Origin of the sequence: Nostoc piscinale CENA21, assembly GCF_001298445.1 — a bacterium.
In the GTDB taxonomy this organism is placed as follows: Bacteria; Cyanobacteriota; Cyanobacteriia; order Cyanobacteriales; family Nostocaceae; genus Nostoc_B; species Nostoc_B piscinale_A.
On sequence record NZ_CP012036.1, the window covers coordinates 4,965,558 to 4,977,988 of the forward strand.

General features: G+C 40.1%; 13 protein-coding genes. 7 read left to right on the forward strand and 6 right to left on the reverse strand.

Annotation, left to right across the window (positions count from 1 at the left end; translation table 11 throughout):
- The first annotated feature begins 10 nt into the window (after positions 1 to 10).
- The 4 genes from ACX27_RS21225 (at position 11) to ACX27_RS21240 (ending at position 3,361) form a co-directional block, all read left to right on the forward strand.
- A complete protein-coding gene (locus ACX27_RS21225; protein ID WP_062295316.1) occupies positions 11 to 535 on the forward strand; it encodes a DUF3122 domain-containing protein in 525 nt (174 codons plus the stop codon).
- A gap of 154 nt (positions 536 to 689) precedes the next feature.
- Positions 690 to 1,235 carry an NADH-quinone oxidoreductase subunit B family protein gene (locus tag ACX27_RS21230; protein ID WP_062295317.1) on the forward strand — a complete coding sequence of 182 codons (546 nt, stop codon included), beginning with the start codon at positions 690 to 692 and terminating at the stop codon, positions 1,233 to 1,235.
- Between the two features lie 68 nt (positions 1,236 to 1,303).
- Positions 1,304 to 1,897 (forward strand): CBS domain-containing protein, encoded by a 594-nt coding sequence (locus ACX27_RS21235; protein WP_062295318.1) that lies wholly within the window; start codon positions 1,304 to 1,306, stop codon positions 1,895 to 1,897.
- Positions 1,898 to 1,909: 12 nt separating this feature from the next.
- Positions 1,910 to 3,361: a Ni/Fe hydrogenase subunit alpha gene (locus ACX27_RS21240; RefSeq protein ID WP_062295319.1), complete on the forward strand. Its 1,452-nt coding sequence runs from the start codon at positions 1,910 to 1,912 to the stop codon at positions 3,359 to 3,361.
- On the opposite strand, the gene ACX27_RS21245 is transcribed toward ACX27_RS21240, so the two are convergent.
- The 5 genes from ACX27_RS21245 to ACX27_RS21265 all read right to left on the reverse strand — a co-directional run bounded on the left by ACX27_RS21245 (position 3,339) and on the right by ACX27_RS21265 (position 7,861).
- Entirely contained in the window at positions 3,339 to 3,890 is a 552-nt protein-coding gene (locus ACX27_RS21245; protein WP_062295320.1) for a peroxiredoxin family protein, read from the reverse strand. The two genes, ACX27_RS21240 and ACX27_RS21245, sit on opposite strands and share 23 nt — an antisense overlap.
- A 253-nt stretch (positions 3,891 to 4,143) precedes the next feature.
- Complete coding sequence (locus ACX27_RS21250; RefSeq protein WP_062295321.1) at positions 4,144 to 4,869, reverse strand: hypothetical protein; 726 nt, start codon at positions 4,867 to 4,869, stop codon at positions 4,144 to 4,146.
- A gap of 80 nt (positions 4,870 to 4,949) precedes the next feature.
- Positions 4,950 to 5,159, reverse strand: a complete 210-nt coding sequence (locus ACX27_RS32980) for a hypothetical protein (RefSeq protein WP_200929834.1) — start codon at positions 5,157 to 5,159, stop codon at positions 4,950 to 4,952.
- Between the two features lie 16 nt (positions 5,160 to 5,175).
- Positions 5,176 to 5,958 (reverse strand): hypothetical protein, encoded by a 783-nt coding sequence (locus tag ACX27_RS21260; RefSeq protein WP_062295323.1) that lies wholly within the window; start codon positions 5,956 to 5,958, stop codon positions 5,176 to 5,178.
- A gap of 505 nt (positions 5,959 to 6,463) precedes the next feature.
- Positions 6,464 to 7,861, reverse strand: a complete 1,398-nt coding sequence (locus ACX27_RS21265; RefSeq protein WP_062298477.1) for an amidohydrolase — start codon at positions 7,859 to 7,861, stop codon at positions 6,464 to 6,466.
- Positions 7,862 to 7,944: 83 nt separating this feature from the next.
- On the opposite strand from ACX27_RS21265, the gene ACX27_RS21270 reads away from it, so the two are divergent.
- Entirely contained in the window at positions 7,945 to 8,739 is a 795-nt protein-coding gene (locus tag ACX27_RS21270) for a cysteine hydrolase family protein (RefSeq protein ID WP_062295324.1), read from the forward strand.
- Position 8,740: 1 nt separating this feature from the next.
- Positions 8,741 to 9,196: a cupin domain-containing protein gene (locus ACX27_RS21275; protein WP_062298479.1), complete on the forward strand. Its 456-nt coding sequence runs from the start codon at positions 8,741 to 8,743 to the stop codon at positions 9,194 to 9,196.
- Positions 9,197 to 9,259: 63 nt separating this feature from the next.
- On the opposite strand, the gene ACX27_RS21280 is transcribed toward ACX27_RS21275, so the two are convergent.
- A complete protein-coding gene (locus ACX27_RS21280; RefSeq protein ID WP_062298481.1) occupies positions 9,260 to 9,976 on the reverse strand; it encodes a DJ-1/PfpI family protein in 717 nt (238 codons plus the stop codon).
- Positions 9,977 to 10,537: 561 nt separating this feature from the next.
- Between ACX27_RS21280 and ACX27_RS21285 the strand changes: the two genes are divergently transcribed.
- Complete coding sequence (locus ACX27_RS21285) at positions 10,538 to 12,187, forward strand: alpha/beta hydrolase (RefSeq protein WP_062295325.1); 1,650 nt, start codon at positions 10,538 to 10,540, stop codon at positions 12,185 to 12,187.
- Positions 12,188 to 12,431: the final 244 nt, after the last annotated feature.

Consider the following 12,431-nt stretch of genomic DNA (forward strand, 5'->3'; position numbering starts at 1 on the left):
GGAGGTAAATATGCCACTCCGTCGCATCCGAAACATATTTTGGTGGTTGCTAGTAGTCAGTCTTTTGACAATATCTATATTCCTGGCTTTAGGAAGTCCCACATCACCAACGGCGATCGCATCTGTTACACATTTAGAACCAGCGCCAGGCGAAATACTTTATCGCTCACAAACAAAATTAGATGATCAATCAGGACACGTATGGCAAGTGGTTCTGTTTAAACAAATTTATCCTGGTCAAAATACCAGTGTAAATTTGCGGCTTGTGGGTTTTCCCAACTCAGCCGAATTAATTCATCCCCAACCCCTTAAAATCACCACCGCATCCGGCCAAGTTTTCACAGCTGTTGACGTATTCCTCGATGAAGCCCCAGCCCCAACTATCGGCCAGTACGACTTCCAAACTATCTTGCCCCAATTACCCAACGAACCCCTCCAACTCGCCATCCCTTTACCTGGACAGAAGTCTATCAATATTTCCGTCCCTTATCCTGTCGTCTTAGAATGGCGGGAAGTTATGCGGGATGGGGCGTAGGGAGTGTGGGGGGTGTGGGAAGTGTGGGAAGAGAGGGGGGAAAGATTTCTTCAGCATCTTCCAAACCTCCCACTTCTTCCTTATCTACCCCATCTCCCTTGTCTCCCCACTCACCCTTGTCTCCCCCCTCAACCTTGTCTACCCAAAATCAACTATGACTCGCTTACGACTAGCAACAGTATGGTTAGGCGGCTGTTCTGGCTGTCACATGTCCTTTCTTGATATAGACGAATGGCTGATTGATTTAGCCGGACAGGTAGATGTTGTTTACAGTCCCTTCGCTGATATTAAAGAATATCCCCACGATGTAGATGTGGTGTTAGTTGAAGGTGCGATCGCTAATGAAGAACACTTAACCACAATCCGCACCGTTCGAGAACATTCTAAACTCTTAATTTCCTTTGGTGATTGTGCTGTGACTGGCAATGTTACCGCCTTACGTAATCCATTAGGCAGCGCCGAACCAGTACTCCAGCGATGTTATGTCGAACTAGTGGATCTTCACCCCCAAATACCCCAAGAACCAGGCATAGTACCCCCAATATTAGATAAAGTCACCCCTGTACATTACGTAGTCCCAGTTGATATTTACTTACCCGGTTGTCCACCCTCAGCAACGCGCATTCGGGAAGCACTAGAACCCCTATTAAAAGGTGAAAAACCACAACTCACAGGACGCGAATTAATCAAATTTGGTTGAAGAGAAGGTAGAAGGCAGGGGGAGTATTCAAAACTCAGCACTCAGCACTTTACTACAGGAGATTAATTATGTTAAAAGCCGCAGACATTATGACAAAAGATGTAGCCACCATTCGTAGCTCTGCCACAGTTGCAGAAGCAGTACATTTAATGCGGGCTAGAGATTGGCGGGCTTTAATTGTTGACCGTCGCCACGAACAAGATGCTTACGGCATTATTAGTGAGAGCGATATTGTCTATAAAGTTATTGCTTACGGTAAAGACCCTCATAAGACGCGGGTATACGAGGTCATGACCAAGCCTTGCATCGCTATTAATCCCGATTTGGGTTTAGAATACGTCGCGCGGTTGTTTGCCCAACATCATCTGCACAGAGCGCCTGTAATTCAAGGTGAGCTAGTCGGGATAATTTCGCTGACTGATATTTTGGCTTTAAGCGACTTTTTGGAACAACCCCGGTCAATTCTTTTAGAACAACAACTACAAGAAGAAATTAAAAAAGCTCGCGCCATCTGCATAGAAAAAGGTATCCACTCCGAAGAATGTGCCGCAGCTTGGGATGCAGTGGATGAAATGCAATCAGAAATAGCGCATCAAACAGCAGTCAAAATTGACAGCACCGCTTTTGAGGATTACTCGGAAAGTGTGAAGTATGAAGTGTGAAGTGAGGGGACAATGACTAAAAAAATCGTTATCGATCCCGTTACCCGCATTGAAGGACATGCCAAGATTAGTATTTTTTTGGATGATGCGGGTCAAGTGAGTGATGCTCATTTTCATGTCACAGAATTTCGTGGGTTTGAAAAGTTCTGCGAAGGTCGGCCGCTGTGGGAAATGCCAGCAATTACCGCTAGGGTTTGTGGTATTTGTCCGGTGAGTCACTTGTTAGCTTCAGCTAAAGCAGGCGATCGCATTTTAGCTGTTACTATCCCACTCACAGCTGCTAAACTCCGAAGATTGATGAATTTAGGGCAAATTCTCCAATCCCATGCACTGAGTTTCTTTCATCTCAGCGCCCCCGATTTTTTATTGGGAATGGATAGTAATCCCGAAACCCGCAATGTCTTTGGTTTAATTGCAGCAGAACCAGAATTTGCCCGTGGTGGAATTCGCTTACGTCAGTTTGGTCAAGAAATTATTGAGTTACTGGGAGGACAAAAGATTCACCCAGCTTGGGCGGTTCCCGGTGGTGTGCGCGAACCACTCACACCAGAAAAACGCAGCCACATCCAAAACCGTATTCCCGAAGCCCGCACCACGATTTTAGATGCTGTGGCAAGATTTAAAAACTTGCTTGATGATTATGCCGCAGAAGCCCAAACCTTTGGTAATTTCCCTAGCTTATTTATGGGGTTAGTCACTTCCAATGGTTTGTGGGAAACTTACGATGGACATCTCCGCTTTGTAGATAGTGCAGGTAACATCATTGCCGATAAACTTGATCCCACACGCTATCAAGAATTTATTGGGGAAGCAGTTCAACCAGACTCTTACTTAAAATCTCCCTACTATCGACCCTTGGGTTATCCTGACCAAAATGATCATTGTCGGATAGATAGTGGGATGTATCGGGTAGGGCCGTTGGCAAGGTTGAATATTTGTAATCGAATTGGCACACCTTTAGCTGATCAAGAATTACAAGAATTCCGCGATCGCGGTCAAGGTACAGTCAAATCATCTTTCTTTTATCACTATGCCCGCTTAATCGAAATCATCGCTTGTATTGAACACATTGAAATTTTACTTGATGACCCAGAAATTCTATCAAAACGACTCCGCTCTGAAGCTGGCATTAACCAACTAGAAGGAGTTGGTGTCAGCGAAGCACCACGCGGCACATTGTTTCATCACTATCACGTTGATGAAAATGGGTTACTACAAAAAGTCAATTTAATCATTGCTACAGGACAAAATAACCTAGCAATGAATCGCACAGTTGCTCAAATTGCTCGACATTTCATTCAAGGTAATGATATTCCTGAAGGAATGCTCAACCGTGTCGAAGCCGGAATTCGTGCCTTTGACCCCTGTTTAAGTTGTTCAACTCACGCCGCCGGACAAATGCCTTTACAAATTCAATTAATCGCCGCCGATGGCAATATTATCAATCAAGTTTGGCGGCATTAAACTGTGCTAATAATGTCTCCACACTCGCATTATGATCTAAAAAAGAAAATAAATGGCGATACAATAATTTGCCATCTTTATCTAACACAAATTGTGCTGGTAAAGGCGCTCCCAAAGCTTGCCCGACTCGATATCTCCGAAATACTTGGCAACTAGGATCACTTAACAAAGGCATTTTTAAGCCTAAATCTTGGACAACTATTTGACTCTGCTTTTCATCAGTACTCGTAATCATCAAAACTTCAATACCGCGGTTTGTAAATTCCTCATAATTTTCATTCAAAGCTTTAATATGGGGATAACAAAACGGACAGTATTGCTTTTCGGTAAAGATGCGAGTAAAAGCCAGTAATACTGCTTGCTTACCGCGATAATCTGATAATTTTACTAAATTACCATTAGTAATATCCGGTAATTGAAAATCTGGTGTGCCTATTTCCAAATTGAAGTAACTAGTTGCAGGTATTGGCAAAAAGTTACGGAAAAATCGCTCATTAAATAAGCCTCTAAAATCAGTTGAAGTTAGCATAATAAGCCTCACAATAAATAATAATTTCGCGTTTTTATCTGGAATATTGATAATGGATGTAGGACTTACGCAATAACTCTCTCAAACTCTTATAACTTTGTGTCCTTTGCGGTACCCTGCGGGAAGCCGCTTCCGCGTCTACGTTTTTTTCATACTTTTGCGTACGTCCTGTGGATATATCCATTTTATCCTCCTATCATTATCCTATCTTGCTTCAAGATGAGATTCAAAAAATAAACAAGAGACACCATTACTACTCAAATTCTGATGTTTCCTGAGAATTAGTTGTTTCTTCCTGATTGCTAGAATGTAAAGTATCACGGGTTATTAAAAACTTTTTACCTAAATCTGTAACACAAAGATATTTAGTTAAATCGATTGGTTGCCTACCATAATCGCTTGCTTTCACCAAATCGCTAATATAACCAGAATTGGTCTGAATTAATTTTAAATCTCGCAAACGTCTTAATTCATCAGCTACTTTTTCTGAGACATAAAATTTATAATTAGTGTTTGCTTGTAAATGCTTATCAAGTTGGGCAATCTTTTCATAATCTTTATCTCCTAATAAAAAGTTATACATAAACGCTTGCATTTCTTCTAGGTTTTTTTGTTGCTTTTCTAATTGCTCTAGTTGTTGTGCTTGTAGTTCATCGATTTCTTTTTTCTGTTTATTGACTTCTTGCTTGAGTTCCCTAAACTTGGCTGTAATTCCACCTTCTTTAGAAATACCGAAATCCTCTAATCTATTGAGCAAATCAGAGTTGAAAAATAAAATAACAGCTATAACTAAAATATCAGGAAGTTCTATTTTTCTTGGTTGTTGTCCTTCTTTCAAAAAGATGGGACTAATTAAGCTAAATATCAGATAGCCTAATGCTAATAATGAGACAATTTCAATCCACCAATTTCTGCAATTTTTATTTTGAGCGTTATCAGGCTTCTGATTTGTTTGGTTTTGAGTATTTTCTTGGTTCATAAGTGATTACTTTTAATTTAATAAGAGAGAAACACGGCATAAGGAGCTTATACCGTGTTTTTTATACAAATTATATGATATCAAATATATTCGGAAGCTTTAAGATTTAAAACTGCTTTCAATACTTCTTCATTTATAAAATAATTATCGTGCGATTGTCCATTAATTTGCTTTGACAATGGAAGAGTAAATTTAAGTTTTCTATGACTAATTTTTGTAGGATCACAACCTTCAGTAACAGGCGTTTTCGTACATAACCAATCTTGATTTGAATAAAAATCAAGCCACATTTCTATTTGGTCATTGTTAAAACATTTTTTTGATATCTTGTTCAATCTGTTTAGACTTTGAAGAAAACATCTTTAAAGAACCTCCTGCAATAATGTAACGGACTTGATGTTCTTGCTTATAATTTGCTAATACATTAGTAGCTATAACTGCGCCAAAACTATGAGCGAACACAGTAATTTTGTCATATAGACCTGTTTCTAAAACTGCATTTAATGTTTCTGTAACTCTTGTACGAATTTTTACTTTTAAAGACTTTCCCTCAGAGTTATCTTCTAAATACCGTGTAGAAAAATCTGCAATATCAGCTATCATGTTAATTGGTAAAGTACTGGACAATGCGGTTAAACCTAGCCAAACAAACCAATTGTTCATGTTTTTTCCAAGTTCGCTGATTTGTTTTAAACTTTCTTTGATTTGTGCTGCCCAATTTTGAGAAATAGGCAAGCCATAAAGATTAACTTCATGTCCTCCTAGAGCTACAAGCGCCAGTGCAGCTATTCCATAGAACCAATAAATCCATAACAATAAACCTATACCTAAACCTATAAGTAAAGGAGGAGAGTCTTTTAAGGCTAATAAGTCTTTGCTGACTATCCAATAAAATAATATAGATATACCACGAAACACCTGATTTTTAAGTTCGCTACTACTTAGTTGTTTACTATTTAGATCATTCCAATAGGCATCATAAATATCAACTTCTTTAATGTTGTCTACATCTAAGTAGACTTTAAACTTTTTTCCTGTATATCCTGCAATTTTCTCCTCGCCGACTTCTTGAATTTTTGGGATTGCCAATACTTCAGTAAAACCAGTAGATAAACTATCAATAAAAAATTTCTATCTCTACCAAGATAGAATCCATGAATAAAAATAATTGCTTCTCGATGGTTTGCCATTAGATATATCACCTAGTTAGAGACGATTTATAATGTAAATCTTAAGTAGAGTGTGTTATGGCTTCAGTCTAACGCACACACTGTTATAATCTGGCGGTGTGTTAGGCGCTCGTATCTAGTTTTTATGATGAATTAGCTCACAATTTGCGCCTAACACACATTATGAGAATTTTATTTTTACTTTATAAATAACCTCTTAAATGTTTATTGATTGTTAAAAAAGTATTATAAAATACAATACAATACAATCATCTAAAAATATTATTTATTGTGTAATAACATTCAAGAATTAGTCATAGCATCAATGCCTTATTTGCGGGTTGTTTTTCTGGATTTTGTGTAATTAAAAATGAATATTTAAAAGCCCCTAATAAAAATCAGGGGATAACTAATAGAACAGTGTCTTACAAACCCATAACAGCGCGATAATGAGCTTCAATTTCTGCGACAGTTGGCGACTGGCGCTGAGTATTCCACTGACTGCGTTGGAATAATTCTTGTCGCAATTCATCAACATTAATCGTAGTAACTTGACCATTAGCTACTATTTGTTTGCCATTAACCCAGACACTATCAACAGCATTTGTCGGTCTGCCTAAGACTAATAAACCGATGGGATCTGTGCGGGGTAATAATGATAAACTGGTCAAATCATAAAGTACCAAATCAGCTTGCTTTCCAATAGTTAAAGAACCAATTTTATCTGCCATATTCAAGCCTTTAGCGCCGCCTAAAGCTGCCATTTCTGTTGCTTGTCGGGGTGTAATCCAATATTGATAATCTCGTTCTGTGGTATTGTGCAGAATTGACCCAATCTTGATAGCTTCTAATAAATCTTGAGAATCATTACTCGAAGCACCGTCACAACCAAATGTGACATTTACTTGGGCTTGGCGATATTTTAAAATTGGTGCAATCCCACTGCCTAAACGCAAATTACTTAAGGGATTATGCACAACTGTAGATTGAGTTTCGGCGAGAATTTCAATATCCAACTCATTTAACCACACACAATGAGCGAGAGAAGTCCGATCGCCCAAATACCCCAGGCGTTTAAGATGTTCAACAGCACTACAACCGTACTTTTCTTGGGCGAGTTTTTCTTGGGCTTTGGTTTCTAGCAAATGGGAATGACGACATAAATTATAGCGATCGCTTAACTCAATGCAACCAGTAAATAAAGCATCACTACACAACTGAATCCCCGTCGGTGCAACTAAAATACTCACGCCTGCATCTGGGCGATGAAATTGTCTGACTGCTTCTTCAATAAGTGCTAAAGTTTCCGCCGTCGAGCGAAAATAAGGTTCGTGGTTGCGTTCATTCTCCCCAGAAGGAATACCTGCGGTTAAAGATTCATCTTGAATTAACGGTGCAATAAAAGCCCGAATCCCAATTTCTCGGTAAGCGCGAACCGCCGCTGTGATGGTTTCTAACTCTTCGCCAGGAATTAATACCAGATGATCTACAACACTCGTACCGCCGGAAAGTAAAGTTTCTACCGCCGTTCCCAAGGCGCTGAGATAAACTTTTTCCGTGTCGAGGGGGGCAAAATCATACAAATGCGCCAGCCATAATTCTAAAGGCAAAGGCGGAATAATCCCGCGTTGCCACTTTTCCGAAGAATGGGTGTGGGCGTTAACAAAACCGGGTAGTAGTAGCTTATGTTCGCCGTTAACTGCCGTCCCCACAATATCAAGATGAGGTGCGATCGCTGCGATTTTACCATCTACAACCTGCACATCTGTGGTGGTGTAACCATCATCAGTAGAAATTAAGACATTTTTAATAGTAAAGTTCACCATTTAAACCTTGATTAAGTAATTGAACGCTCTACCTGTTTTCAAGTTACAAAATAGAAATAGGTGTTGGGTGTTGCAAATTTATGAATCAGCCTCTGCGGACTTTGGGAGTTGCGCCAAATGCTTGGATGGTAGATCATGCGATCGCAGATATTACCCGTTCTCCTAAAACCCCACAACCCGTTATCTTAACAACCGAAACTAAAACCCTGCGCCTTGACTTGGCAAAAGCCGCCATTCTTGTTATTGACATGCAAAACGACTTTTGTCATCCCGATGGCTGGTTAGCGCATATTGGTGTGGATGTGACTCCCGCACGTCAACCCATTGAACCGTTAAATAATTTACTGCCCAAACTGCGTCATGTTAACGTGCCGGTAATTTGGGTAAATTGGGGTAATCGTCCCGACTTACTCAATATCAGTGCAGCTTCGCGTCACGTCTACAATCCTACCGGTGATGGTGTGGGCTTAGGCGACTGCTTACCTAAAAACGGTGCTAGGGTATTAATGGCAGGTAGTTGGGCAGCAGCCGTAGTTGATGAACTACCACAGTTACCCGAAGATATCCGCATCAACAAGTACCGCATGAGTGGCTTCTGGGACACACCCTTAGATAGTATCCTGCGGAATTTGGGAATTACTACAATATTTTTTGCTGGTGTGAATGCTGATCAATGTGTATTAACTACCCTTTGTGATGCTAATTTTTTAGGATATGACTGCATTTTAGTTAAAGATTGTACCGCGACAACTTCACCCGATTATTGTTGGTTAGCAACGTTATACAACGTTAAACAATGCTTTGGTTTTGTCACCGATTCCCAAGCAATTTTCACAGCTTTAAATCACCCAAAATTAACAGGAGAGGATGATTAAAATGCACTCTACTCGTTGCGTAATTCCTGTTATTAAATCTCCCAAAGATTATCAAGCATATCGCATCAGCCCTCATGATACCAATCGATTAGCAATTATCTTTGATTCAAACAACGCCAATACCTCTTTAACTTGTTGCGTAGAAATCTTTGATGTCGGTGGACAAACACCACCCAATCGCCATCAATGGGCAGTGGAAATGTTTTTTATTCTCAAAGGCGAAGGTATTGCTATTTGTGATGGTAAAAAAGTTGCCATTAAAGCCGGAGATAGTTTGTTAGTACCACCCACAGGGACGCATTTAATTAAAAATACAGGTTCTAGTCGCTTGTATACCTTAACAATTATGGTTCCCAATGAGGACTTTGCTGAATTAATTCGCAGTGGCACACCAGTAGAATTAGATGCAGAAGATATGGCAGTATTTGGCAGGTTAGATACTTTCATGCCGTATTGAATAACAATTCAGAAAATTGTAGGGTGCGTTACGCGTTGCTTCAACGCACCTTAAAAATAATGCTTACGTGAGTAACTGTTCTGGCTTGACACCTAAGCGAATTGCTACCTGTTCAGACTCAGCCAATGTTGCTGCTAAAATTTCTGCCCCCGCTTTTGTAACAAACTCTGTTACTGTACCTGCTGTTTCAGGAGAACCTGCATTAAATGGTGGAGCCGGATTATACTCTAAAATCAATTGGATGAATTTTGCTGTGCTTTCACCACAGAGTTTCGCTACCACTACAAGTCCAAAATCAATACCTGCGGTAATACCGCCGCCTGTAATTCGGTTTCTATCCACAACAACACGTTCATTACTGACTGTGATTCCCATAGCAGCAAGACATTCTCGGAACATCCAATGACAGCTTGCTTTGTAACCACTAAGTAATCCCGCCGCCGCCAAAATCAGCGAACCTGTACAAACTGAGGTGACGTATTGAGCGTTTTTTGCCTGTTGTTTGAGAAACGTCAACACTTCTACATCACGCATGACTTCAATCGTACCCATTCCACCACCCGGAACACAAATTACATCTAGTTGCGGACATTCAGCAAAGGTAGTTGTGGGATGAAGAACTAATCCTCCTATATCTTTTACAGGTTCTAGATTTTTCCAGATTAAATGCACACGCGCAGTAGGCAATGATGAGAACACTTGATAAGGGGCAGTCACATCTAATTGGGTTAAGTCTGGGTAGATTAACAACCCGATGTTGTATTGAGTTGAATCGGTCATAGCTACTTGTTTGTTAAAATTATCAACAGCTTTCAAACTTATACTTAGTTTAAACTTCCAGCTAGTAATTCCTAGCTCTCTAGATATAAGCAGATGTAGACGCGCACTTCGTCTTGCCGCAGGCTACAAAGTGAAACGGTATGACGCTCACGGCGAAGCTCTATACCCTAGACCTGTCAAGGTAGCATTAAAGTAGCGTTCACAACCTCAAAAAAGGCGTATCAATTTAGGTAAGGGTTAATTAAGACATTTAGGTGATCGCTTTTTTAGCCCATCAATTCTCAATAAACTAAGGTTATTGAGAATGAAATTGGTGTGACGAAAAAGCTTGGATGTGAATGTAGCTGCTAATTGAACGTAAAATCAAGGCTTTTGGGATACTTGCGCCCACCTTGACAGGACTACCCTATACCTTTATACCCCCGCACCTAGTCTCAACAGACAATCTTTGTGCATAAGTCCTATCTGTGTATTTCCGTATTTTCTTGCCCTAATCTTAAGAGTCGTCAAATGTCAAAATATCCGTTATATTCCCGTCAGGATTCATTGACGAATATTTTTATGGGAACAAGTCGGAAAGCTTTAAATTTATTAATAGGTTGCTTTTGTAATTTTATTTACATAGTTTTTCTAAGTATAACTACTTCGGCAAAAGCGGCTGATAAAGTTGTGTTTCGTTATGGTTTGTTGGCGGAGTCTGTTTCTTTAGCTGAGTTACAAAAAGCAGCAGAAATGGGAGATTTCCCGAATGGTTTTGAATTGTATGGTCGTAAATTATCTTCCCAAGAACGACGCTTTTTGTTAGAGACGCTGAAAATGCCGCTACCGTTGAATGTTGTTACTGTTAATCGGTTACTCAATACCCAGATTGGGGCAACAATTCTTAATGATTTCTCGACTGCGGTTGTGCGTAAGGATAAAGCTGGTGTGCAAGCTCTGAGAGCGGGAGCAGTTATCGGTGCGACTGCGCCTCAAGGTTTGTCTTTATTGAGTTTTATTGCGGCTTATCCGAGTCAAAATCTGGAAATTAATTTACCCGCAATTTTCAAATTGTCTGGGAATTTTAATACCGCATTTTGGCGGACGCAACAATTTATGTTAGCGATCGCACCCCAACTTAACCAAAAATCGCTACAAGTTTCTTTACCATTTGACCCAAGTCAACCCGGTACGGCGGAAGTCCAAGTCTTGAAATTCAATTGGCTTGACCAACAACGTCAGCGTAATATTCCTGTAGATATCTATTGGTCAAATGCTGCAACTGCAAATAAACCAGTCATAGTTTATTCTCACGGTTTGGGTTCTGTGCGGACTGATTTACGTTATCTTGCAGAACATTTAGCATCCCACGGTTATGTATTTGTGGCTGTAGAACATCCTGGTAGTAATCAGACAAATGTTGATGCTGGTTTACAAGGTAAAGGTAAACTCCTCAAACCGCAAGAATTTTTAGACCGTCCCAAAGATATTAGTTTTGTTTTGGATGAACTCGCCAAAATTAACCAAACTCCTAACGACCCGTTGGTAGGTAAACTCGCAACTAATAATGTGATGGTGATTGGTTATTCTTTTGGTGGCGGTACAGCTTTGGCATTGGCTGGTGGTGAGTTACAACTAGATAAGCTCAAACAACGTTGCAAACAAAATTTGGCTGTGTTGAGTTTGGGTGAAACTGCACAGTGTGTTGCTCAAGAACTACCAAACAACAGCTATCAACTGCGGGATACTCGCATTAAGCAAGCGATCGCTCTTAATCCTACCAGTTCTTTGATGTTTGGCGACTCTGGTTTAACTAAGGTAGAAGTCCCAACTCTCATCTTGGCAAGTTCCGCCGACAAAACAACACCAGCTTTGACAGAACAAATTGTCGGTTTTCACAAAATTCCTGCACCGAAATGGCTGGTTGGGATCTTGGGAGGTACACACCTCAGTGTTAAAGACCCCAGCACTACTTTAGATCAAGCCGGGCAACCCAACACACCTTTTACTGGTGGCGAAGTGGTCGGAGAAGAAGCCGCCGATGTTCGTAAATTTGTTAAGGGAATAGTCCTGGCTATGGCTGCACAACTCACCCCAGAAGCTCAACAATATAGTGTGTTTTTAACACCGAATTATGTGATTTCGGCTTCTACCCCAGCATTCCCCTTTCTCTTGGTAACAGAAATTCCTCCTGATGCGCTCAAAGTGGTGGAGGAATATATAGATAAATAATTCCCTTACTCCCCTCTTCCTAATTTTTTCACTAGCGATCGCTTCTTCTTATTGACTACATAATTTTTTCTTATCACCGATATTTTCTGTTTTTTGTCAATTTATGTTGACTTATCGTAACGATATAGTTACACTTATTAACATAAGTTTAAAAATCGGTAATCAAATACAATCAAATCCGCTAACAAATAAAGATATTGTCAGAATTTGATGTCTTTTGCAGTTAGCTATGAACAACGGACTT

Bases quoted from the DNA above. Each gene is read 5' to 3' on its own strand.
- ACX27_RS21225 (WP_062295316.1), top strand. From the start codon at position 11: ATGCCACTCCGTCGCATCCGAAACATATTTTGGTGGTTGCTAGTAGTC.
- ACX27_RS21230 (WP_062295317.1), top strand. From the start codon at position 690: ATGACTCGCTTACGACTAGCAACAGTATGGTTAGGCGGCTGTTCTGGC.
- ACX27_RS21235 (WP_062295318.1), top strand. From the start codon at position 1,304: ATGTTAAAAGCCGCAGACATTATGACAAAAGATGTAGCCACCATTCGT.
- ACX27_RS21240 (WP_062295319.1), top strand. From the start codon at position 1,910: ATGACTAAAAAAATCGTTATCGATCCCGTTACCCGCATTGAAGGACAT.
- ACX27_RS21245 (WP_062295320.1), bottom strand. From the start codon at position 3,890: ATGCTAACTTCAACTGATTTTAGAGGCTTATTTAATGAGCGATTTTTC.
- ACX27_RS21250 (WP_062295321.1), bottom strand. From the start codon at position 4,869: ATGAACCAAGAAAATACTCAAAACCAAACAAATCAGAAGCCTGATAAC.
- ACX27_RS32980 (WP_200929834.1), bottom strand. From the start codon at position 5,159: ATGTGGCTTGATTTTTATTCAAATCAAGATTGGTTATGTACGAAAACG.
- ACX27_RS21270 (WP_062295324.1), top strand. From the start codon at position 7,945: ATGAATCAGCCTCTGCGGACTTTGGGAGTTGCGCCAAATGCTTGGATG.
- ACX27_RS21275 (WP_062298479.1), top strand. From the start codon at position 8,741: ATGCACTCTACTCGTTGCGTAATTCCTGTTATTAAATCTCCCAAAGAT.
- ACX27_RS21280 (WP_062298481.1), bottom strand. From the start codon at position 9,976: ATGACCGATTCAACTCAATACAACATCGGGTTGTTAATCTACCCAGAC.
- ACX27_RS21285 (WP_062295325.1), top strand. From the start codon at position 10,538: ATGGGAACAAGTCGGAAAGCTTTAAATTTATTAATAGGTTGCTTTTGT.